23 protein-coding genes and 1 pseudogene are annotated in these 22531 nt (G+C 65.0%); 7 read left to right on the forward strand and 17 right to left on the reverse strand.

Annotated features, from left to right (window positions below):
- Window positions 1–214: 214 nt before the first annotated feature.
- From VH88_RS15425 to VH88_RS13020, 12 genes are all read right to left on the reverse strand, one after another.
- Window positions 215–1927, reverse strand: coding sequence for a M23 family metallopeptidase (locus VH88_RS15425; protein WP_197071085.1), 1713 nt, complete (start codon window positions 1925–1927; stop codon window positions 215–217).
- Window positions 1928–2225: 298 nt separating this feature from the next.
- Window positions 2226–2696 (reverse strand): hypothetical protein, encoded by a 471-nt coding sequence (locus tag VH88_RS12970; protein WP_045811631.1) that lies wholly within the window; start codon window positions 2694–2696, stop codon window positions 2226–2228.
- 13 nt (window positions 2697–2709) lie between these two features.
- Window positions 2710–3186, reverse strand: a complete 477-nt coding sequence (locus tag VH88_RS12975) for a hypothetical protein (RefSeq protein ID WP_156146837.1) — start codon at window positions 3184–3186, stop codon at window positions 2710–2712.
- A 58-nt stretch (window positions 3187–3244) separates the two neighbouring features.
- Window positions 3245–5434: a hypothetical protein gene (locus VH88_RS12980; protein WP_045811633.1), complete on the reverse strand. Its 2190-nt coding sequence runs from the start codon at window positions 5432–5434 to the stop codon at window positions 3245–3247.
- The gene (locus VH88_RS12985) at window positions 5431–5829 is read right to left on the reverse strand and encodes a hypothetical protein (RefSeq protein ID WP_231576689.1); all 399 of its coding nucleotides are present in this window, start codon (window positions 5827–5829) and stop codon (window positions 5431–5433) included. The genes VH88_RS12980 and VH88_RS12985 overlap by 4 nt, the downstream gene beginning before the upstream one ends.
- Window positions 5715–6764 (reverse strand): portal protein, encoded by a 1050-nt coding sequence (locus tag VH88_RS12990; protein WP_082064495.1) that lies wholly within the window; start codon window positions 6762–6764, stop codon window positions 5715–5717. The genes VH88_RS12985 and VH88_RS12990 overlap by 115 nt, the downstream gene beginning before the upstream one ends.
- Window positions 6765–6781: 17 nt before the next feature.
- Window positions 6782–7072: a hypothetical protein gene (locus tag VH88_RS12995; protein WP_045811636.1), complete on the reverse strand. Its 291-nt coding sequence runs from the start codon at window positions 7070–7072 to the stop codon at window positions 6782–6784.
- A gap of 2 nt (window positions 7073–7074) precedes the next feature.
- A complete protein-coding gene (locus VH88_RS13000; protein ID WP_156146838.1) occupies window positions 7075–7239 on the reverse strand; it encodes a hypothetical protein in 165 nt (54 codons plus the stop codon).
- A gap of 44 nt (window positions 7240–7283) precedes the next feature.
- Entirely contained in the window at window positions 7284–7469 is a 186-nt protein-coding gene (locus VH88_RS13005) for a hypothetical protein (protein WP_045811638.1), read from the reverse strand.
- Window positions 7470–7675: 206 nt separating this feature from the next.
- Window positions 7676–7999, reverse strand: a complete 324-nt coding sequence (locus VH88_RS13010; RefSeq protein WP_045811639.1) for a hypothetical protein — start codon at window positions 7997–7999, stop codon at window positions 7676–7678.
- Window positions 7989–8285 (reverse strand): hypothetical protein, encoded by a 297-nt coding sequence (locus VH88_RS13015; protein WP_045811640.1) that lies wholly within the window; start codon window positions 8283–8285, stop codon window positions 7989–7991. The genes VH88_RS13010 and VH88_RS13015 overlap by 11 nt, the downstream gene beginning before the upstream one ends.
- 45 nt (window positions 8286–8330) lie before the next feature.
- Window positions 8331–10664, reverse strand: a complete 2334-nt coding sequence (locus VH88_RS13020) for a DNA-directed RNA polymerase (RefSeq protein WP_156146839.1) — start codon at window positions 10662–10664, stop codon at window positions 8331–8333.
- A gap of 316 nt (window positions 10665–10980) precedes the next feature.
- On the opposite strand from VH88_RS13020, the gene VH88_RS15430 reads away from it, so the two are divergent.
- Both VH88_RS15430 and VH88_RS13030 read left to right on the forward strand, forming a co-directional pair.
- Entirely contained in the window at window positions 10981–11466 is a 486-nt protein-coding gene (locus VH88_RS15430) for a hypothetical protein (protein WP_052689605.1), read from the forward strand.
- Window positions 11450–12643 carry a site-specific integrase gene (locus VH88_RS13030; RefSeq protein WP_052689606.1) on the forward strand — a complete coding sequence of 398 codons (1194 nt, stop codon included), beginning with the start codon at window positions 11450–11452 and terminating at the stop codon, window positions 12641–12643. Before VH88_RS15430 ends, VH88_RS13030 begins: the two co-directional genes overlap by 17 nt.
- Before the next feature lie 205 nt (window positions 12644–12848).
- On the opposite strand, the gene VH88_RS13035 is transcribed toward VH88_RS13030, so the two are convergent.
- The gene (locus VH88_RS13035; protein ID WP_045811644.1) at window positions 12849–13574 is read right to left on the reverse strand and encodes a fatty acid desaturase; all 726 of its coding nucleotides are present in this window, start codon (window positions 13572–13574) and stop codon (window positions 12849–12851) included.
- Between the two features lie 80 nt (window positions 13575–13654).
- On the opposite strand from VH88_RS13035, the gene crtY reads away from it, so the two are divergent.
- Genes crtY through VH88_RS13050 form a run of 3 tightly spaced genes read left to right on the forward strand, consistent with a single transcriptional unit; the run spans window position 13655 to window position 17231 of the window.
- On the forward strand, window positions 13655–14821 hold the full coding sequence (gene crtY / locus VH88_RS13040) for a lycopene beta-cyclase CrtY (protein ID WP_045811645.1): 1167 nt from the start codon (window positions 13655–13657) through the stop codon (window positions 14819–14821).
- Window positions 14821–16302, forward strand: coding sequence for a phytoene desaturase (locus VH88_RS13045; protein WP_045811646.1), 1482 nt, complete (start codon window positions 14821–14823; stop codon window positions 16300–16302). The genes crtY and VH88_RS13045 overlap by 1 nt, the downstream gene beginning before the upstream one ends.
- Window positions 16299–17231 carry a phytoene/squalene synthase family protein gene (locus tag VH88_RS13050; RefSeq protein ID WP_045811647.1) on the forward strand — a complete coding sequence of 311 codons (933 nt, stop codon included), beginning with the start codon at window positions 16299–16301 and terminating at the stop codon, window positions 17229–17231. Before VH88_RS13045 ends, VH88_RS13050 begins: the two co-directional genes overlap by 4 nt.
- 3 nt (window positions 17232–17234) lie before the next feature.
- Here the strand turns inward: VH88_RS13050 and VH88_RS13055 are convergent, their stop codons facing one another.
- From VH88_RS13055 to VH88_RS13065, 3 genes are read right to left on the reverse strand one after another with little or no spacing between them, the layout of a single operon-like run.
- Complete coding sequence (locus VH88_RS13055) at window positions 17235–18302, reverse strand: ABC transporter permease (RefSeq protein WP_045811648.1); 1068 nt, start codon at window positions 18300–18302, stop codon at window positions 17235–17237.
- Complete coding sequence (locus VH88_RS13060; RefSeq protein WP_052689608.1) at window positions 18299–19216, reverse strand: ABC transporter ATP-binding protein; 918 nt, start codon at window positions 19214–19216, stop codon at window positions 18299–18301. The genes VH88_RS13055 and VH88_RS13060 overlap by 4 nt, the downstream gene beginning before the upstream one ends.
- Window positions 19206–20102 carry a polyprenyl synthetase family protein gene (locus tag VH88_RS13065; protein ID WP_052689609.1) on the reverse strand — a complete coding sequence of 299 codons (897 nt, stop codon included), beginning with the start codon at window positions 20100–20102 and terminating at the stop codon, window positions 19206–19208. The genes VH88_RS13060 and VH88_RS13065 overlap by 11 nt, the downstream gene beginning before the upstream one ends.
- Before the next feature lie 109 nt (window positions 20103–20211).
- Between VH88_RS13065 and fni the strand changes: the two are divergent.
- Window positions 20212–21177: pseudogene (gene fni, locus VH88_RS13070) on the forward strand (type 2 isopentenyl-diphosphate Delta-isomerase); the annotation flags it as partial.
- A 44-nt stretch (window positions 21178–21221) separates the two neighbouring features.
- On the opposite strand, the gene VH88_RS13075 reads toward fni, so the two are convergent.
- Window positions 21222–21707 (reverse strand): sterol desaturase family protein, encoded by a 486-nt coding sequence (locus VH88_RS13075; protein ID WP_045811649.1) that lies wholly within the window; start codon window positions 21705–21707, stop codon window positions 21222–21224.
- Window positions 21708–21780: 73 nt separating this feature from the next.
- Between VH88_RS13075 and VH88_RS13080 the strand changes: the two genes are divergently transcribed.
- Window positions 21781–22530: a sterol desaturase family protein gene (locus VH88_RS13080; RefSeq protein ID WP_045811650.1), complete on the forward strand. Its 750-nt coding sequence runs from the start codon at window positions 21781–21783 to the stop codon at window positions 22528–22530.
- Window position 22531 lies beyond the last annotated feature (1 nt).

Raw genomic sequence — 22531 nt, forward strand, 5'->3', positions numbered from 1 at the left:
CCGGAAGAGTTCGAATATCTGGAAGCGTTGAACGCATGGTGCGGGACGGACGATCTCGTGCGCCATCGCCACATCGACGAGTTCAATCAGACGGCGGGCCGGAACCTTGGGTTCAGGAAGCGCGACGGCGCCCGTCACATTCTGCTCGTGAACCGCAACCTGTTCGAGCGTCTGACCGGAGAGCCGAAGGCTCGCATCCGCTACGCAATGGAAGTCACCCTGACCCGCACCGGCAAGGCGGCGGCGAAAGCAAAGGGCAAGACGACGTTCGGCGCCGCGCCAGCGGACCTCGTGTCCGATAGCCAGTTGAAGCTGATGGCGTTGTCCGCCGCCCTGACGGAGGGCGCCCGCCGTGCTGCTTAATCACGAGAGAAAGACCGTCTGGCAGTGGGTCCATGGCGACCGTTCGCTGTTGCCCGCCCCATGCTTCTGTCCAGACTGCAAGTCGCCCCTGTCGGCGGTGCGGGGAAACAATGCGGTCTGGCACTGGCGCCACAAGGCGAGCCAGCGCGATGCTGGCGTAGTTCGGATTGTTCGCAGCGAACCGTTCGCCGTAGCGCAGCACCAAATCATCGTCGGCTTCGCCTTCAAGGGTGGTGTCACGGAGCGAGCGGAAGGCGTTGCTCATAGTCATGCCTTCACCCGGCTCCAGCACACCCGAGCGGACGTTCTGTTCGATGGCGTCCGACACGTCTTCGCCACGGCTGGCGCGGGACCACAGGTCCATCGTCAGTTCGTCCTTGGTTGCCTGACGCGCCTGTTCGGTCTTGCGTTCGGTGTCACCCTCGATGCTGTCGATGGCATTGAGGACGCGGACCTGTTGAGCCGGGTTCAGAAGTGAGCGGCCGGGCAGTCGCGGACGGCGAGCCGGTTCGATTTCCGCCGATGCTGTCTCGACAGTTTCAGCCGGAGCCGCAGCCATCGCTTGGGTCTCGGAGCCGACCATTGAGCGCGGGTCTTTCCGCTCGCCTTTGGCGTCGCGGTAGGTCCAGTGCAGGTGCGGCCCGGTGCTGTTGCCGGTGTTGCCAGATGCGGCGACCTGCTGGCCTTGGGACACGGTATCTCCGACCTTCACGCCGATGTTGTCGAGGTGGGCGAAGCCTGTCGTTGAACCGTCTGCATGTCGGATGATGAGGGTCTTGCCGCCACGGCCACGGACGCCCGCGACTTCCACCACGCCATCGGCCGGAGCCGAGACGGCGGTGCCAACCGGGACCGGAATGTCGATGCCGCCATGATTGGTCGAGGCTCCCGGCAGAGGGGCGCGACGGGCGCCGATCCCAGAAGACACATTCGAGATGTTGGCGAGAGGCGCAGCATAGGTCTGGCGCGTAGGCGCCGCAGCCGGAGCAGCGGGCGTCGGCGTTTCCACCGGAGGGAGCGGCTGACCTTCAATCGTGTTGTTGAAAGCGATGACATCGGGGTCTGTCGGGTCGCGAGCGTCCAGCAGGTTTTGAAGGACGGTCGTGTCACCCGTCTCTTGAGCGTAGGCCACGACGCCGTTGACGAGTGCTTCTTGCACCGCGTCACCGTTCAGACCCGCTTGGGTCAAACGGCTGCGTTCGGCCGCGAGGTCGAAACCATCGCCACGCTGTAGGCCAGACACGGCGTTGCTGACGGTGAGGTCCAGCAGTTCCTTGTCGGTTTTCTCCTTCATCATCGCGTTGGCGCGCGTATCGAGATCGCCAGACCAACGGATCAGGCGTCCCGCGACCTGACGCTGAACATCGGGTTGAGTGAAGAGGTCGCCGGATTCGGCGATGAACTCTCGGTTCCGCTCCATCATAAATTCGTCGATGTCGTCGGGCGTCGCCCCGCTGTTGATGCGGCGTTCGACTTCCTGCGCGGTCTCGGTCTCGAACTTGGTTTGGCGAGCCGCCGCTGTGGTCGAGTAATAGGCGCGTTCGTAGGCGACCGACTGTGCCATGGCCGGGTCCATGACGCCGCCGGATGCGGCGTCGGTCTGGCCCTGTGCGAAGTCATCATCCGCCTGAACGCGGCGTTCGGCGATGTCGTTTTCGTAGAAGGCTGCTGCGTTCTGGCGAGCGAGGCCGAAGAAGTCGCGGAGGGCGTCGGACTGACCGCCGTCGCCCCGGAAGGCGGAACGGAGGTCGGCGGTGACGCGCACGTCCTGCGCGCGGGTCTCGCGGTTGATGGGGAGGATGGCGTCACGGTTGTTCGTGATGCGGTCCTGTGCGGTGCGGCGGATGCTGTTGCGGGAAAGATCAGCCATTCAGAGACGGACCTTTCGAAGCCGCGTCTTGAGACAGCTTGATACCCTTGCCTTGGTAGTAGCCGCCGACGCCAGCTTGGGCGATGCGGAGGCCAGCCCCGAGGATCGTGGGTCGAGAAATGCGGGAATACATGGAGTTCGCTTCGGCGACGGCCGCTTTCTGCTGGTTGTCAGCATTGATGTTGGTGCGCTCGGCGGCGAGCGAGTTCTGCATGACGGAATCGTTCAGAAGGTCGGTCACGCTACCGCTGATATTTAGCCCGGCTTGACCGGCCGCGACCTTGATGCGGGCCTGTTCGCGTCGAGCCTGACGCTGGCGGTCGTTCAGTTCGGCGACCTGCTGAGTGGCGATCTGCTCTTGCTGTTGTGCAAGCTGCTGGTCGATGGCGCGGGTCTGGTTTTTGGCGGACTGGATTTCGCCGATGACTTGGGTGGCGGTTCCGACGACGGCGAGGGTCGTCATGACCGTGATCGGATCACAGATGGGTTGGTCCCTCCCTTGTATGAGACATGAGGTAGAAGGGGCGCCGTTCGCGCCCGTGGGTGAGATCGACTTGTTCAATCTCGAACCCGGCCCAGAGCAGCCAGTGAATGGACTGGTGATTGCGGGCGTCGATGTAGTTGGAAAGGTGGGGCCAGAAGAGGTGCCAGCGATCCACGAAGTTTGGGGTGGCCCGGCCAATGGCCAGCTTTGCTCGCGGCCTTTCCATGCCATTCGCGCCGATCATCCAGACGATCCCGCCGTCAGCCGCGCCGAAGACGCAGATGGCCTTGCCGCTGTCGGTGATGATCCAGCCGTCAACGGACTGCATGACGCTGACCGTGAGCAGATGCAGCGGGTCAGGGTCTTCCATCTTGAGCATGGGATTGGTGGCTTTCATCTCGTCCCAATCGCCGGGGCGAAGGTCGGCGCAGATGTCTTCCAGCCATGCGATGGTCTGCTCGGCCGACACGTCGGCGAGGTCGTGAAATTCGATCATATGAAAGGTGGGTCTGACCGCCCGAAGGCGGTCAGACTCGTGCGCGATTGTTGTAGGTCGCTTCCCACTCTGCGCTGATGAAGGTGGAGGCGAACGGCGTGTCGTTCTCGATGCGGATGCGCGCCAACTGGTTCTGACCGAACACCATGAAGCGGTATCGGCCGGTCCCATAGGTCGGCGTGTTCAGCTTGAAATGCCCGGCGCCGATGGTGCGGCCGGTCATATCCGCCAGCTTGGTCGGCACAACTTCATCGACGGTATCGTCTGACCCATAGGGCGCGACGAGGGTCTTGAAATAGGCCGTGTCGGCATAGTTCACCGTGAAGGATCGCATGACCTGACGGCCGGTCGTGACGGCCACGCCATCGGATCGGCGGACGAACTGTTTCGAGAACTGGAAGGCGAAGGTGTAGCCCTCGCCGACGATCACCGGCGCCATGATCTCCGACCCCGGCACAGACACGATGTTGTCCGTCAGCCATTGGTAGGTCGTAGGGTCGATGAGCGTTTCCTGACGCCCTCCAAACCCTGCTGTGCGGACCATCTGAAAACGGTCTTTGGCTGGGCGGAACGGGAGGGTGAAGTAGGTTCGGTTCTCGGTCGTGTTGAACTCGCCGGTGACGACGGTGCGACGGTCGAGGTGGATTTGAGCGGTAGTCTCGGCCGGGATCGCGCCCGACTGAAGGTTGATCTTCTCAAGCCACAGGCCATCGGCCCGCTGCATGACGAGGAACAGCACGCCCTTGAGATAGGCGCCCGAGACGATCTTCGTGCCGGTCCCGAAATCCCACTGGTGCCAAGCCGACTGCGCCTTTTCGTCCGAAGAGGACCAATAGAACTGATAGACATAAACGCTCTGAGGCGATCCATGCGTTAGCGCAAAGAGCGTATTCAAATCGTCCGCAGCGATCAGGCCATGGACACCGGCCGGAATGTAGGTCGGGCAATGGGCGGTCACGTCGGCGGCCGAGGTCGCGTCCGTGCCAGACAGGCGGGTGTATTCTCGGATGCTGGCGAAGCCGGAGCGTTCGACCGCGAAGTAGATTTCGGAGCCGAGAGCCGCGAGGCCAGCAGACGTGTTGACGGTGTAGTTCGTGGTCGGCCGCATGGCGATGGAGGCGGTCGTCAGGCCCATCTCGCCGTTGGTCAAAGAGAACTGCGTCTGGTCCGAGGTCAGGAAGATTCCGTCGTTGTGAGCAACGGCGTCGAAGAGCTTGGCCACCTTTGTCGAGGTCGCTCCGACTTCGATCCGGTCGGTGTCCAGATAGTCGAGTTGATCCATGCGCCAGAAGTTTCCGAACATGCCGGATTCCGACATGACCACGGCTTCGTCGAACAGGAACGAGAGGCGGTTCTGATAGAAGAACACCTTCTGGATCGTGCGGCCGATGAAGCCCGGCGTGGGGTTCGTGGACTCATCGCCCAGACGACGCGGCGCCCATGAGAAGGGGGCGAAGGTGAAAGTGCCGTCCGCTTCCGAGATCAGCGCGTGAGGCATGGTCCGGTAGTCGATGGCGTTGACGAGGCCCGGCATGACGCACTGTTTCCAGACGCCGCCACTGCGACGCAGATAGTAGCTGACGAAGCCGGAGCTTTCGTCGCCTTGAACGCGGTAGACCGCGCCTTCCGCCGCCGTTTCAGGGAGCTTGTCGGATCGCTGAACCGTGCCGGTCAGATAGCCGCCAGCCGGGTTCGGCTCATACTGGTAAGGGGCGCCGGGACCGAATGCGACGCCGTTGGCATCGGTGCCGTAGTGGCGGTTGACCCAGATTTGGTAGGCTTCGTCAGGCTGCTCGTCATCGCCGAGTTCGCCCATGGCGCAGACCTTCCGGCGGTTCACGAGGAAGCTGTAGTCGGCGACCGTGAACATCGACAGGTCGCCCGCATAGTCGGCGATCCCTTCCAGATAGCCCCAACCGCCGGGAGCGTTCACTTCGCGCTCTTGACCGGTCTGACTATCGAAGACGCGGATGCGTTCGTCCGTGATCGTGACGACGTATTGCTCTTGGGTGTTGCGGTTGATGGTGTGGACGAAGACGTTGTTCGGCGCCGTCTCCATCAGCCGGGCGACACGCTCGGTCGGGGGCCGTTTGCCGAGACCGTCCGCGATGGACGACCAGCCGTTCAGTTGGCTTTCGAGTTGGTCAGTGGACCGGACGAGATCGGATTGCTGGGAGACGCCGCCGATGAGAGCCGGGATAGCCCCGGTCATCAGGCTCATTCAGACCCCCAGACCCGGCGGCCACGGATCAGCTTTCGGCCGATGTGGGCCGTGTTGAAGATGTTGATGTCGGAGATCGCGGTCTGGTCGCGGCGCAGGTTGATCCAAGCGCGCTGCTCGTCCTCTTGGGCGAAGCGTTCGCGTTGGGCGTCGCCGACGAAATCCGCGAGGAAGAGGCGGCCAGCTTTGACGGTGGCGTAGACACGGGCCAGTTCAGGCAGGGCGTCGTAGCTATAGGACCAACGGATGCGGACCTTGACCGGCTCGCTGATCGTCCACGTCAGTTTGGCCTTGTCCCAGAGGCACATCTGTTCGCGGGTCGGGTGGAACCGCTGAACAAGGTTCTGGCGCGGGTCCATCGGATTGATGGACATGGCGCCCGCCGGGATGGCGATGACGCCTTCGACATCGGGCGTGAGAACGTAGTTCTCGTCGGTATTGAACGAGAACCCACAACCACGTCGAGGTCGATGACCGAGTTCGGCTGGACGAAGAACTTAATGTCCGACGTGATCGCGGTGTAGGCGATCATCGACTCGTTCAGTTCCTCAAGTGCCAGAAGATCGCCGATGTATTCGGTGACGTGCGAGCGGCCGTAATCGTTGGCGGGGATCGCCAGCCAGCGGAGAGCCAGCCAGCCCGACTTCTCAATCGGGGTCTCGCTCTCCGAACCGGGGACGCGCTTGCCGTTGATCTCTTGATATTGGGCGTGGTTCTCGCCGCGCTTTTCGATGGCCGTGTAGACATCGACGGTCTGATCCTTCTCGGGATCGAGCGTCAGGCCGACAGCGGTGCGGGTCTCGGCCGAGAGCGTCGAGACATGGACGCTTTCGCGGGCGATGATGAGGATCGGGACGCCCCGGCTATCGCGCTTCACGACATACTGGTCGAGGCGATAGATGCGGGGCGTATCCTTTAGCGGGATGTGCAACAGGACGTTGCCCGCGATCACGAGGTGACGAAGCACTTCGGCCAGAACGGCACGGGCGCGACGGTCATCCAGAAGGTTGTTCGCCGACTGTGCGAACTGCGCCAGTTGGACATCGACCGCGTTCTTTTCCTCGCCGGTGAACTGCGCCACGGCGGCGTCCACGTTCAGGCGGAAGAACCCGACATTCGTCGGGAACAGGGTCATCAGAAGACGAGCCGACAGGCTGCGGACGCCATCGGCGCCAACGCTCTGATAGGGTTGGGTCGGAGTGTAGTGTTCGTTCTGACCCTCAAGCGGGATCAAACCGGGGATGGTCACACGCGCGGCGGTGCGCGCGTTCTCCAAGACGGTAGAACGTGCAGCCGCGAGTGCACTGAACCGTGCGGCTGCGGTTTTCATGCGGGATTAGGTCGCTTTCAGAGGGTCATTCGGCCAACCAGCGAGAGCGTGTCGGTGGGGCGGGTGACGGTATTGGTTTGGGTGCCGGTCAGACCGCCGCCCGAAAGGGTCGGGGTCAGCGGAACTGTCGCGGTTCGAGGCGCGGTCGAGGCCGTGCCTGACGCTCCGCGCGGGATGGTCAGGGAGCGGACGCCGCCTGTGCGGGCGCGTTCAATCGCGGGCAGACCGTCGAGGTAAGGATTGGTGATGATCGCCGGTTCTTTGTCGGCCGGTGCGGCGACGACCTTCGGCTTTTTGACGAGGCACATGGTCAGTCCTCCTTGCGTTTGAGGGAGGCTTCGAACTCCCGGCGCATCTGGAGGGCGACGGCGCGTTGGCCCGCCTTGAACATGATGGTGTCGAGGGTGTCGCCAGCCTTCGGCTCCGGCTCGGGGAACTTGAAGTCGAGGTATTCAAGGAACTCAGCGACCGTCACAGGGAACGGCCGAGAGTGGGCGTAGGCGGTGGGCTGGCGGTGTCTCACGCGGCGGGCTTGTCTTTCCAGACGATGCCGAGAACGCCGCCAACTGCGGCGCCGATGGCCAGCGCGACATCGACATAGGTCGGGTCGATGCTCATGCCGAAGGCGGTGGCGAGGGCCACGAGGCCGACGTAGGTGCTGCGCTCTTTGAGGCGCGGAAGGATGTAGTCGCGGACGAAATTCATGGCGTCAGCCCTTTCGAGAAAATGGATTGTGGGGAGGCATCCGGGGTAAAATCGGGGATGCTGAAATCAGAGGGCCGCTGGGCGGCGAGGATCGACGAACTGCTGGCGCCACACGTCGCGGCGCCACCGCCAGTCAAGGTTCGTCAGAAGAGGGTCGGTGTCGAAGAGACGGCGAAGTGCGACACCTGCGATGCGGAGTTCACCTATCAGCGGATGGGGAAGCCACGCAGCTTTTGCAGCAACGGCTTGCACGCTGAAGAAGTCAGTGCAGCAAAAACGAGAGGCCCGCGCACGTCTTCGGAACCCCACATCCTGAATGCGACGGCGCCGAGGTCGTCGGCTATGGAGATCACCGTCCCGCCGGTTGGTTCACGCCCCATGACGTAGAGGTCATTCCATTCATGCTCGATCCCTTGGGCCAAGAGCCATGCGGAGGCTTCATCGGCGAGGTCAGTCGGCATGAGGAAGTGAGAGACCGGCGACTGCATCAGCCGCACAAATCCGACGATCACATCGACATCAGGGATCAACGTAGCGGCGCAGTTCATTTTCCGCATAGTCGCGGATCGCCTGAACGTGGACGGTATGGTCGGCCTCCGCATCCGACATCAAGCGGAGCGAGCGGCTGACTTCTTCGTGGGGGTCGATCCCTACGCCCAACGCCATAGCGACTGCGGCGAGGAACGTGGCGCGAATCTGGTCCGCCGGATCAATGCCAGACACACGGTCCAGAACGAGAAAGGCGGGTTCGCGAAGAACGGCGACGGTCGATGCGCTTCGAACTCTGTCGCCGAGATTAGGGTCGGAGAAGATCATAGGTTTCGGTCTCTTTATAGGTGTCCATCCTTTGCGTTAAAGCACTCAATGGAAGAGGTAATCGGATCGGCGGACCTCGTTGATGTCGAAGTCCCCCATGGCCGGAAGGGGCGGGAGCTTCGCGGCGAACGCTTCGGGAAGCTGGGCGATCAGTTCGTCGCGAAAGATGGCCAGACGATCCACGCTGTATTGATCCGCGAAGGTGTCGCGCAGGATCGAGCGCAGTTCGAACACGCGGGCGGCGTGGACGCCGAAGCTGTCATGGACCACGGACAGGTCGAAGATACCGGCCTCGCGACAGGCATTGGCCACGGCCATCAGGTGTGCCGCATCCATGGAGTGGATGAAGTTGGGGCTGATCCCGTTGGCCTGACGCTGGCCGTCAATGCCGGGGGCGTCATGGCGCAGCTTGAGCCGCATCATCTTGTTCTTGTGATAGACCTTCACGAGCGACGAGCGGCCCTTCGGATAGGTCTGGAGAACCGGAAGGCCCGCCGGTGTCGTCCACCAAATCGGCAGACCGGCGGCGGTCATCACCTTGGCCGCTTCGCGCAGCCAAGCCATGGCGGTCGAGGCCGCGATGACGGTGCCGGAGATCGCCTCCCACAGGGCGTAGGACATGTAGAGGGACGAGGCGTAGTTGTCGGCCGAGCCGAGATGGGGCTGGCCGCTGGCGTCCAGTTCTCGCAGCGTCTGATAGATCATGTCCGTCATCCCGAAGCGCGTCGCGCTGTAGGTGAAGGTCATGCAGGGACGCTTGGCGATCTTGCGCGTGACCAGTCCGCCCCGCCACGGGAGAGCGCGTTCGTCCTCATCCTGATCGGCGAGGGCTTGGGCCTTCGCCGCAACGTCCGAGTAGATGTCCTGCGGCCTGTCGTCGGGCATGAGGTTGACGGCCTTGGCCCCGACCGGATCGCGGAGCATGGCCGAGAAGTGTTGTAGCCCGCTGTTCGAACCGTCGAGGCTGATCGGGAGGTGGCTGATGAAGTCGGCGCCTTCGCGGATGTAGCCCGACCATTCGATACAGGCGGCCAGAGCCATGAAGGGGCTGTCCGCTTCCGCCCAGAAGCGGGCGCCGTCGAGAGGGTTGGTCGCGCTGTCGAGGATCAGATGCTCGTTCGCCCAGAACCAGTTCATGCGCTCGTCGTGAGAGACCTTATCCACGCCGAAGAGACCGGCGATGTGGATGGCGAGCGCACCGGCTCCGGCGTCGGTGATCGGGTGGCCTTCGGCGAAGGTCAGGAGAGCCTTGCAGATGTCGTCGCCCTGCGGGTTCGGACCGGAGGACGGGATCGGATAGACGCGGCCCCGGAAGTCCACGCTGTGTGGGAAATAGATGGCGGCTTCGTCCACGAACTTGTCGGCGACCCATAGACGCTGACTGATCGCCAGACGCTTCGCCAGATTGGCGGCGTTGAGGTCGTGGATGTCGGCGGCCTCGCGCTTCCAGCGGGCCTTGACCTGTTCGTCGTGGGCGAACTCCGGCGGGCGGGGCGGGAGGTCGAGCGGCTGACGGTTGGGGAGACCGCCCAGCACACCGCCACCGTCCCAGATTTCGCGCACGACATCGAGGACCGCGCGATTGATTCGCCAAGCCGTGGACTGCACCGTGTTCACGGCCGAGTAGACGGCGGACATTTCCACCGTGCGGAGGTGTTCGTGATAGGCGGCGTTCGTCTGCTTCACGAGGCGGGCGCCCGGCGTCTTGGTGACGTAGCCGCCACGGAAAGGCGTCGTCCACCGGCGAGGGGGGACGATCATCGGCAGGTGCATCGGCTCCAACAGTTCGCACCGGGCGTGTTGCTGTTCGAGCCAGCGGTAGACAGCTTCGGTCGGGCGAATGATCTTCGTTCCACGGGCGATGGTCTCGACGGTGAACAAGCCGGTCGCATCGCAGAACAGTTCGAGGGCCTTGGCTCCCGCGCGGACGCGCTGCTGCACGGTGAACGTCCGGTCCACCCCGTGAGCGATCATGATGTTGTTGATGCCCTTGCGCTTCTTGCGCGTGACCAGAGACGACGACTTCCGCTGCGATTTGAGCAACGCCTTGAAGACATCCTTCCGGCTTTGACGAAGACCATCCATCTGGATGTGGTCGATGAAGGCGTCGGCTACAGCGATGCAGGTGACGGTGAACTTCTTGCCGGTGGCCGCTGCGTCGAGGGCGACACGGCCCGTCAGATAGGCGGCTTCTTCCGCGCCGATCTGGGAGAGGATCAGGTGAGCATCCACGCCGCGCGCGGCGCCGCCATGATCGACGCGCTCGACAAACTCGCGGATGGCTCGGGCCGTGGGTTCCGTCGCCAGCTTGAGAAGCTGACGGCCGGGCGGGAGGTCGGCTTCATCGTCCGGTGCGCGAGCCTCATTACGCCACGGCATGGGGCGGTTCGAGCGATAGCGGCTGGCACCGAGCGCGCGTGACTCGTTCTCAAGGTCGATCTGGCGAGCGACTTTCTGTCGATAGGTTTCCTGTTGCACGACGATATTTAGCCGTGCGGGGCCGGGGCTTAAGGCGGGTCAGAACGCCATGAGACGCAAAGGCGCCAACATTGCGTTGACAACATCTAATGCGCTATGGCACACAGCATCTCGTCAACCCCGAACACAGGAGACACGCATCCTAACGCTCTTTTCCGTTGAGGAGATGGGTGACTCAAGGCAATCGTTTGGCAAACCCGTTGAAGGAAGCCCGCCGATGGCCCGTCGCCGTAAATCCCCCGAAGAACTTCAAGGCTCTGTCGTCGAGGGCGTAGACCTGACCACGCCAAGCCGCCTCAAGGAGGGGGCCGGGCAGTTCATGGCTTTCGCCAAGGCTCTCCAGACCATCGCTTTTGAAATCCCGGCGCGGACTTCGCTGCGTCAGGTTTATGCCTTCGCGCTGATCGTCGAAGCCAATAGCCTCGGCAAGTCGATCATCGTCAGCGACCTCAAGGAGATCGCGGGCGCAGACAAAACCGGCGAGCCGATCTTCGGCCAATCCATCGGCCGGTCCTATCAACTGCTCATGGAGCCGACAAAGCGCGACCCGGATGGGCTGGGCTGGATCAAACTCGAAACCGACGAAGACGACCAACGGCGCAAGATCGTGCGCCTCACTCAAAAGGGAGAAGCCATCGCAAACCAACTCCGGCGCACCATAGCAACTGCCACCAAGGACGGAGACCATGGCGTTTCAGGCTAACATCGACACTGCATGGGACGTGAAGCAACGTCCTAACGGCATCTACATCGTGGAGTTCAGGGGCGAGGACGGGCAGCGTCACCGCGTCTCGACCAAGAGCCGCGACAAGCGCGTGGCGATCATGATGGCGCCGCAAATCGCGCTCGGCATCACGGCCGAGCAGATGGCCAAGCCCGCCGTGAAGAAGGACGAAGAGGGTAAGCCCAAGGGCATGACCATCAACGACCTCTTCGACCACTGCGAGAAGACCGTCTGGAAAACCCATCGCTCGCAAGCGACCCTCAAATCGACCGTCAAAATCCTGCGTGAGATTTGCGGCGAAGACCTGCTGTCGGACCTTCATGCCTTCCGGCTGGAAGAGATCGCCGAGACGTTGGCCCTTCGGGGCGGACGCAAAGGCGGACGAGCGGCACCGGCCACGGTGAAACGCAAGCTGGAAGTCCTGTCGGGCGCCCTCGACAAGGCGACGAAGATGCAGGGACCGGACAAGAAACCGATCCTGTTCGCCAAACCCCCGTTCCCGACGATCAAGGTCAACAACATCCAAGAACGGACGCTGACCAAGGCCGAAGTCGCCGCCATCTTCAAGGTGATCGGAGACTATGAGATCGAGAACCCGGCCCACGATTGGAAACGGTTCGGCTGCTTCGTGCGATTCCTATTGGACACCGCTTGCCGCAAGGGCGAAGCCCTCATGCTTCGCGACGAATGGATCACGGTCGATGCAGACGGCGACACGATCATTTCGTGGCCTCGTTTCCGTGACGCCACCCCGGCGGAACTGGCGCGCACCGGCCTCGACAAGATCGAGCGGCTCAAGAACGGCAAGGCCAAGACGCTCCCGGCGTCACAGTCCATCGTGGATATGCTTCCGTTCCTGCGGATGCTGTCGCCGGATGGTCGGCTGTTCCCGTGGCACACCTCGACCATGGATTGGAAGTGGCGTCGGGTCCGCGAGGGCGTGAGGAAGGCCGGGCAGAACATCGACGATGTGAAGTTCCACACCTTGCGTCATACGACGATCACGGACATGCTTCGCAACAAGGAAAGCCTGACTCTGGTCAGCCGCTTCGCCGGGCATAGCAGCGTGAAAATCACCGCTGATCGCTACGGCCACATCATCGCCGACGACCTCAAGGGATTGGTGAAGGGCAAGCAAGAACGCGATGCCGCATAGTGCGTCAACGCAACGTCCGATAAAGTCACGGGTAATCGTGCCAGCTTGGCACGGTCCCGTGGATCAAAAGCCCGGATTTGCTGGATTGTGTGGCACCGTCTCCGCCATTCCTCTTAGAATATGGGCCGACAGCAGCCACCCGCCGCGCAAAGGGTCAGTTGGCTTCGCGCGTCATGTCGCCGTTGAAAACGACCACCGTGTACGACTAGCTGAAAAGACGCCACCAGGGCTTCCAGGGGGTCAGGTGGTGTTCGTGGTGGCGGCCGAAGTGGAAGCAGGTCAGCAGCGACAGGACCGGGCCGAAGGGGCTGGTGCGGGCGTTGTGATGGTCGGGGAAGGCTTCGTTGGTATGCCGGTGGGGCAGCCAGGTGCCGAAGGTGAACAACTGAAGCGCCGAGAGCAAGGCGGGCGCGGCCCAGAAGACCAGAAGATTGGGTGTGCGGGCGCCGAGGATCAGCACGGCGACAGCCACGAGAACCGTCAGAACGGCCAGTTCTCGCCAGCCGAAATAGGTGCGGAAGAAGCCGTAGAACCAGGGCAGAAAGGCGCGGGGGGCGTCGGCGTGAAAGTCGGGATCGTCCGCCGTGCCAGGCGCCGCGTGATGGGCGTGATGGGCCGTCCTCAACGGCGCGAACCGGAAACCGGCGTAGAGGGCCAGCGCCAGGCTGCCGATCGCCGTGTTCAGCCGTGGGCGTCCCGGGGCCAGCGAGCCGTGCATGGCGTCGTGGGCGACGATGAACAGGCCGACGGACAGCCAAGTCTGGACGGCGACGATCAGTGGAACGGTCAGGACGCTCCAGATCGTCCAGCGATGAAAATAGACGCCGTAGATGTGCAGGCTCAGCCAGGCCGCCGCGATCAGGCCAGCCAGCGTCAGGCCGATCAGGGCTTGGTTTGGGACGACCCGTGACATTGGCGTGACGGCGGACATGGCGCGACACTTAGCGCATCGCGGCCCGGTAAGCATCCTGTTCGCTTGCCGCATGCGTCCGCGCGTGCCACCTGTCTGGAATGCAGGTCGACGCCTTTGACACTTCCGCGCCGGACCTTCTGCTGGTCGGCGGCGGCCTGGCCAATGGCCTGCTGGCGCTACGGCTGTCACAGGTCCGTCCTGATCTGGATATGCGAATCGTCGAGGCGGCGCAGACCCTGGGCGGGGTCCACACCTGGTCCTTCTTCGACAGCGACCTGACGCAGGATCAGCGTGACTGGATCGCGCCCTTGGTGGTGCATCGCTGGCCGGGATACAGCGTCCGTTTTCCCCAGTTCGAACGCGCGCTGTCGACGCCCTATTGCAGTGTCACGGCCGAACGGTTCGCGGCGGTGGTCGAGGCGGCCATGCCCGGAAAAATCATGCTGGCCGCGCCAGTAACTTCGGTGTCGCCGACCGAAGCGGTGCTGGCTGATGGACGGCGCCTGAGCGCCAAGGCGGTGATCGATGGGCGCGGGCCGACCGCTACGCCGGATCTGGCGCTGGGTTTCCAGAAGTTCGTCGGGCTGGAGGTGCGGCTGGCGGCGCCGCACGGTCTGACCACGCCCATCGTCATGGACGCCTGCGTCGATCAGGCCGGGGGCTACCGGTTTCTCTACACCCTGCCGTTCGATGATCGCACGCTGCTGATCGAGGATACGCGCTATACCGATGGCGATGCGCTGGATCGCGAGGCGTTTCGTCAAGGCGTCCTCGACTATGCCCGCGCGCAGGGCTGGGAGATCGAGACGATATTGCGCGAGGAGGACGGCGTCCTGCCCGTGGCGCTCGACGGCGACATCGGCGCGCATTTGTCGCGGATGGGGCCGACGGCGCTCAGCGGTCTGCGCGCCGGGCTGTTTCACCCGACCACCGGCTATTCCCTGCCGGACGCCGTGCGCCTGGCCGACCGGTTGGCGCGGGATTTCGAGCCGGCGACGGTCGCCGAAGCCATCCGCCGCCATGCGCATGACGTATGGGCCGGACGAAGTTTCTATCGGTTGCTGAACCGGATGCTATTCCGTGCGGCGCGGCCCGATGAACGATACAAGGTTCTGGAGCGGTTCTATCGCCTGCCCCAGCCTTTGGTCGAACGCTTCTACGCCGCTGGATCCACCCTCGCCGACAAGGCGCGGATCCTGAGCGGAAAACCCCCGGTGCCGATCGGCGCCGCACTGACCTGTCTGGTCGAAAAAGGACGTGCGTGATGCGGGCTGCAGTAATCGGATCGGGCTTCGGAGGCTTGTCGCTGGCCATACGGCTGCAGTCGGCGGGCATTCAGACCACGGTGTTCGAGGCCCGCGATCTGGAGGGCGGCCGGGCCTATGTGTTCAAGGACAAGGGCTACACCTTCGACGCCGGTCCCACCGTCATCACCGACCCGTCGGCGCTGGAGGAACTGTTCGAGGCCAGCGGGCGCAAGCTGTCGGACTATGTCGAACTGCTGCCGGTCGCACCTTTCTATCGGCTGTGCTGGGAAGACGGCGACGTCTTTGACTACGTCAACGATCAGGATGAGCTGGACCGCCAGATCGTGGCGCGCAATCCGGCCGACAAGGACGGTTATCGCAAGTTCCTGGCCTATTCGCAGGACCTACTGAAGGAAGGCTATCTGAAGCTGGGAGCCGTGCCGTTCCTGGACTTCGCCAGCATGGTCAAGGCCGCGCCGGAGCTGATGCGGCTGCAGGCCTGGCGGTCGGTCTATGACAAGGTCGCCAGCTATATTCAGGACGAGCATCTGCGTCAGGCGTTCAGCTTCCACTCCCTGCTGGTCGGCGGCAATCCGTTCGCGACCTCGTCGATCTATGCCTTGATCCATGCGCTGGAGCGGCGCTGGGGCGTGTGGTTCCCGCGTGGCGGCACCGGAGCCCTGATCCAGGCCAAGGTGCGTCTGCTCAAGGATTTGGGCGGCGAAGTCCGGCTGAACAGTCCGGTCGAGCGCATCACCATGGCGAACGGTCGCGCGACCGGCGTGGTCGTAAATGGCGAGACGCTGGCCTTCGACATGGTCGCGTCCAACGCCGACGTGGTTCACACCTATCAGCGCCTGCTGGGTCAGGAACCGCGCGGTCAGAAGGAGGGCGCCAAGCTGGCGTCGCGGCGTCACTCCATGTCGCTGTTCGTCATCTATTTCGGGCTGAAGCGCGTCCATCCGGAGGTGCGCCACCACACCGTGCTTTTCGGGCCGCGCTATCGCGAACTGATCGCCGAGATCTTCAAGGGGCCGGATCTGCCCGAGGACTTCTCGCTGTATTTGCACGCGCCGACGCGGACCGATCCGTCATTGGCCCCGGAAGGCTGCGACGCCTTTTATGTGCTGGCGCCCGTGCCGCACTTGGCCTCGGCGGACATCGACTGGGAGGTCGAGGGGCCGCGCTATCGCGACCGGATACTGGCCTATCTGGAAGAACGCTACATCCCCGGTTTGACGGCGGACCTGGACACCTGCCGCATCTTCACGCCGGTCGATTTCCGCGACCAGTTGAATGCCCACCAGGGTTCGGCCTTCTCGTTGGAGCCGATCCTGACCCAGAGCGCCTGGTTCCGGGTGCACAACCGCGACGACCAGATTCCCAATCTGTATTTCGTGGGCGCCGGCACCCATCCCGGCGCGGGCGTGCCGGGCGTGGTCGGATCGGCCAAGGCCACCGCCGCCCTGATGATCGAGGATGCGAGGCAGCCGGCATGACTGACGCCGTCCTGGATCACAGCCGCCAGTCGATGGAGCAGGGGTCCAAGAGCTTCGCCGCCGCCGCGCGCCTGTTCCCGGCGGCGATCCGGGACGACGCCTGGATGCTGTATTCCTGGTGCCGGCATTGCGACGACGAGATCGACGGCCAGGTGCTGGGCCACGGCGCGGTCGGCATCGATCCGGTGCTGGCCGGCGAGAAGCTGGACGAACTGCGTCTTCGCACCGCCGCCGCCCTGGCCGGAGAGCCGCAGACGGACCCGGTCTTCACCGCCTTCCAACGCGTGGCCATGCGTCACGGCATTCCAGCCGATGAGGCGATGGACCTGTTGCAAGGGTTCGAGATGGACGTGGTCGGCCGGCGTTACGACACGCTGGAGGACACGCTGGACTATGCCTATCACGTCGCCGGCGTCGTGGGGGTGATGATGGCGCGGATCATGGGGGTGGACGATGCGCCGACCCTGCGACGCGCACAGGATTTGGGTCTGGCGTTCCAGCTGACGAACATCGCCCGCGACGTGGTCGAAGACGCGAAGGGCGGGCGGGTCTATCTGCCCGGCGCCTGGCTGGATGAGGCGGGCGTGCCGCGCGATCAGGTCGATCAGCCCCAGCACCGCGCCGCCGTGGCCAAGACGGCGCAGCGTCTGGTGGCGGCGGCCGAGCCCTTCTACGCCTCGGCGCGGTGGGGGTTGCGCGATCTGAACCCGCGCTCGGCCTGGGCCATCGCGACGGCGCGCGGCGTCTATCGGTCGATCGGCCGCCATGTGTCTCGCGCCGGCGTGACCGCCTGGGACGGACGGACGTCGGTCGACAAGGCGGGCAAGCTGATGCTGTTGGGGCGGGGCGGTCTGATCGCCCTGTGGTGCAAGACGCTGGATGCCTGGCGCGAGCCGCCGCCGCGCCCGGCGTTGTGGACGCACGTCTGACGATCAGCGAGCCGCGCGCCGCCTCTCCGATATCAGGGCGACCGCAAGCCCCCCTGCGCCCAGACCGGCCATGACCGCCCAGGCCCCAATGACGGTCGGGGTGAATTCTCCGCGCCAGATCACGGCCTGATAGGCCTCGATGGCCCAGGCGTGGGGCGTGATCCAGCCGAGGTCGCGGAAGGCCTCGGGCATCAAAAAGCGCGGCGCCATCGATCCGCCCAGAGCGGCCAGCAACAGGACCACGAAGGTCGTGAGCGGCTGGGCCTGTTCGCGCGACCGACATGCTGCTGTCAGAGCCAAGGCCAAGCCGGCGGCGCAGGAACCGACCGCCAGGGCAGTGACCGCCGCCGCCGCCATCTGCCAGGGGGCCAAGTCAGGCAGCTTGACCCAGGCGGCGACGAAGACTGCCGCCGACTGCATCACGCCCACCGCCGTCAGCCAGACGGCGCGTCCGGTCAGGATGGGCGCGAGGCCGCCGCGCGCCAGGGCCAGGCGTGACTGAAGGCCGGATCGCCGCTCGTCCAGCCCGCCCATGGCTCCATGCATGGCGGCGAAGAAGACAAACATGACGCTGACCGCGCCTGCATAATAGGTCGCCTGCACATCACCCTGGGGACCGATCTGCAGCGTCTGAACGCGCGGGGCGGGTCGTGCGACCTGACCCGACAGGGTGGCGGCCATCGGCTCCAGTCGCGCCTGAAGCGCCGACGCCGCCACGTCCCGGCCGGCGGCGGAAACGATCACCAGTTTTGGCGGTCCCTGCGTCGATGGCTGGATCAGTATGCCCGCGTCGGCGCGACCGTCGATGACGGCGCGGTCGAAGGCCTCGCGATCTTCGACGATGCGAAGACGCGCGCCCACGTCCTTCGACACCGCCTCGCGGATCGCCGCCGTCGCGGGCGTGCGCGACGCGTCATGCAGGACGACGGTGGTGTCGATATCGCCCCGTGCGCCCGCGCCGAAGATCGCCGCGAACAACAGATAGACCAGGGGCGGCAACAGCAGGGTCAGCATCACGCCTGCGCGGTCGCGCCAAAACCCTCTCGCCCAGGCGCCCGCCACCGCCATCATGACGGAGCCTGCGACAGCTGTGCGACCAGATCGTCCAGGCCGGGGCGACGCACGGCGACCTCGCCATCCTCGCCATCGACCACGGCGGCAAGCATCTGGGCGATGGCCAACGCGTCCTCGCAGAGCCGACGCCACTCCAGCCCGTCTTCGGACGCGGTCAGCCCCGCCTGGGCGAACCATTGGGTGGCGGGGTCCGACGCCGGTCGGGTCAGGCGAATGCTGAGCAGCTGGGCCGAACCGAAGGCGCGATGGAGCAGGGCGTTCGGCGCGCCTTCCGCCAGCAGTCGTCCCTGCGCCAAGACACCGATCCGGTCGGCCGTATCGGCGACGAAGATGGCGTCATGGCTGATCAGATGGCAGCCGGCGCCGGCCTTTGCGGTTTCGCGCAGGGCGACGGACAGGACGCCGCGGGTCGCCGCATCCACCCCTTCCGTCGGTTCGTCGGCGATCAGCAGCCGCGGGCGCCCGACCAGGGCGGCGCTGAGGTTGGCGCGCCGTTTCCAGCCGCCGGACAGGGTGCGCACCGGCTGGTCCGCGCGCGGGCCGCACCCGGTCAGGTCGAGCGCGCGGTTCACCGCCGCGCCGCGATCCCGCTTGGGTACGCCGCACAGGCGCGCCGTGACATCGACGTTCTCGCGCGGCGACAGGGCCGGGAACAGGGCGCTGTCCTGCGGCGCCAGCCCGATGCGCCCGCGTGGTCCGCCGCCTTCGCCCAGGACGACGCGCCCGCGCCGCGCGGGCAGCAGACCCGAAGCGACACGCGCCACCGTGGACTTGCCCGCACCATTCGCCCCCAGCAGGGCATAGACTTCGCCCGGAGCGATGCTCAGGCTGAAGTCGCTCAGCACGGATCGGCCGTCATAGCCCGCATGGATCCCGCTCAGCGACAGGGCCGGCGCGACGTCAGACCCCAAGTTCGGCCTGCTGGAAAAGGTCCAGGACATACAGGGCCAGGGGGCTGTCATGGCCGACCGCCTCGACCGCCTTGGTCGAGGATTGCCGCACCGCCGCGCGGGTCCGGCATTCACCCCACAGATCGACGAAGGTGGTGGTGTCGTCGTCCTGGCCCACGTCCTTGCCGACCGCATCGACGGTCGAACAGACATCCAGCAGATCGTCGCAAAGCTGGAAGGCGAAGCCGATCGCCTCGCCGAAAATCGACAGCCGCGCCAGATCCTGTGCATCGCCCCCGCCGAGCAGGCCGCCGCCGCGCACGGTGGCCACGAACAGGGCGCCGGTTTTCAGATCGTTGATCTGGCGCAGGGCGGTTTCGTCGCGATCCCTTGCGTCGTCGCGCAGGTCGCGCATCTGACCCTCGGACAGACCATCAAAGCCGATCGCCTGCGTCAAAAGGTCCAAGGCCGCCAGACGCGTTTCCGCCGGCGCAGGCGTCTGCAGCACCAGACGCGTCGCCTGGTTCAGCAGGGCCACGGCCGCCAGCACGGCAGTATCCTCCCCATGGCGACGGTGCAGGGTCGGTTGGCCCCGACGCAGCGAGGCGTCGTCCATGCATGGCAGATCGTCCAAAACCAGCGACGCGGCATGGACCATTTCCAGGGCGCAGGCGTAGTCCAAGGCGTCTTCCGGCTCGCCGCCGACATGCGCCGCCGCCAGCATGGCCAGCACCGGCCGGACGCGTTTTCCCTGTCCCAGCAAGGCTTCGCGGGCGGCCGTGGACAACAGGCCGTCATGCGCCGGGGCGACCTCGGCCAGACGCGCCTGAACCTGCAGACGCAGATCGTCGGGGTCGCAGGATGCGCCCGCCAGAGGCGGTTGGCGCCGGATGCCGACGATGGCCATACAGATCTCCCATAGTCGCCGACGTCGCGTTGCGACCACGCGCCGAACCCTTATGATGCCATACGGCATCACGACCGCGTCGGATGCAACCCGCCAGGAGCCGTTTGCGATGTCCACCGACGCCGATGCCTTGATCCGGCGCAAGGACGAACACATCGACCATGTGCGGGCCGGTCGGGGCGTCAGCCAGACGACATCGGGTCTGGACGCCGTCCGTTTTGTTCACGACGCCCTGCCGGATATCGATCACGACGCCATCGATCTGGCGACGCGCTTTCTGGGGCGACCGGTCGCCTTGCCGTTCCTGATCAGTTCGATGACCGGCGGGCCGTCGCGGGCCGAGGCGATCAATGCGCGTCTGGCCGAGGCCGCCCAGGCTCTAGGCGTCGTTCTGGCGGTCGGCTCGCAGCGCGTCGCGCTGGAGACGAAGGGCGGTTTGGGCCTGGGGCTGGATCTGCGACGCCGGGCCCCCGATGCGATGATCCTGGCCAATCTGGGCGCCGTGCAGTTCGCCTTGGGTTATGGCGTCGACGAGGCGCGTCGGGCCATGGAGATGATCGGCGCCGACGCCCTGATCCTGCATCTCAACCCATTGCAGGAGGGCGTTCAGCCCGAGGGCGATCGCGATTGGCGCGGCGTGGCGAGAGGCATCGAGCAGGTTGCGGCGGTCTTCCCGGGCCGTCTGATCGTCAAGGAGACGGGCGCCGGCCTGTCGGGCGCGGTGGCGCGTCGCCTGGCGGACATGGGCGTCGCCGCACTGGACGTCGCCGGGGCGGGCGGCACCAACTGGGGCCTGATCGAGGGTGCGCGAGCCACGGGCGGTCGCGCGGAAGCACTGGCCGCGCCCTTCGCCGGCTGGGGCGTACCGACGGCGCGCAGCCTGGCAGACTGCGCCCAAGGCGCGCCGGAACTGGATCTGATCGGGTCGGGCGGCATCCGTGACGGTTTGGATGCGGCGCGCGCGATCCGGCTGGGCGCCTGTCTGGTCGGCCAGGCGGCGGGCGTGCTCGAGGCGGCGCTGACGTCGACCGAGGCCGTGGTGGATCATCTGGATCTGATGGCGGCCCAACTGCGGCTGACCTGCTTCTGCACCGGATCGGCGGACCTTGCCGCCCTGGCTCAGGCGCCGTTGCTGGAAGCGCCGCGTTTCTGAGACAGTTCGGCCTTCAGCGCGCGCGCCGAACGCACCCACAGGAAGCCGAACGACACGCAACCCTCGCGCGTCCGCACTGCGTGGTGGAGCCGGTGGGCTTGAATGCGTCGCGTCCAGAACCCCGAGCGCCCAACGATCCCCGTTGGAAACCGGCGATGCACCAGTCCGTCGTGAAAGAAGAAATAGATCAGTCCATAGGCTGTGACACCCAGGCCGATCGGCAGCGCCCAGGGCCAGACGTGCAGCCCGAGCGCCACAAAGACGATGGCCGGGGCGGCGAACACCACGGCGAACAGGTCGTTCTTTTCCAGCACGTCGTCGTGCGGCTCATGATGGCTGCGGTGCCAGGTCCACAGCAGGCCATGCATGACATAGCGATGCATCGCCCAGGCGACGACCTCCATCCCCAGGAAGGTGGCGAGGAACAGCAGGATCATCGTCGGCCAGGACATGACCCATCATAGGCGCTTTGCGGCCTGCGCGTCACGACTTGACCCGGCGCGACGTTTCGCCGTCTGTGCGCCCATGTTGAAGGATCTGGTCGTCACCACCCTTGCGCTCAGCCTGATCATCGGCGTGCGCTATCTGCTGGTCGGTGTCGTGACCCATGGCTTGCTGTGGGGCGGACCGGGACGGGGGCGTCAGCTGAACCACAGGCCGCCGGCGGCGAAACGAATCCGCGCTGAAGTCATCGCGTCCCTGATCGCCTGCCCGATCTACGCCTTGCCGGCCGCATTCGTCATCGAACTCTGGAAGCGCGGCGGCACGGCGATCTACGACGATATCCATGCCTGGCCGCTGTGGTGGCTGCCCGCCAGCTTCATCGTCTATATGCTGGCCCACGACGCCTTCTACTATTGGGTCCACCGCGGACTGCACCATCCGCGCATCTTCCCCTGGGCCCATGCCGAGCATCATCGGTCGCGCGACCCCAGCGCCTTCGCCTCCTTCGCCTTCGATCCGGCCGAGGCCATCGCAACCGCCTGGTTCCTGCCGGCCCTGACCCTCTTCATCCCGATTCACTGGGGCGTGGCGCTGGCGCTGCTGACCCTGATGACCGCAACCGCCGTGTTGAACCACGCCGGACGCGAAGTCTGGTCCGCGTCCTGGCTGAAACGCGCCCCGCTACGCTGGATGATCACCGCCACCCACCACGACGCGCACCACAAACGCTTCAACGGCAACTACGGCCTGTATTTCCAGATGTGGGATCGATGGGCAGGCAGCGAGATTTCGTCCGCTCGGCGGAGAAACGAGGGGACGCCACCGCTTTGAT

This window comes from Brevundimonas sp. KM4 (genome assembly GCF_000964075.1).
GTDB lineage: Bacteria > Pseudomonadota > Alphaproteobacteria > Caulobacterales > Caulobacteraceae > Brevundimonas > Brevundimonas huaxiensis.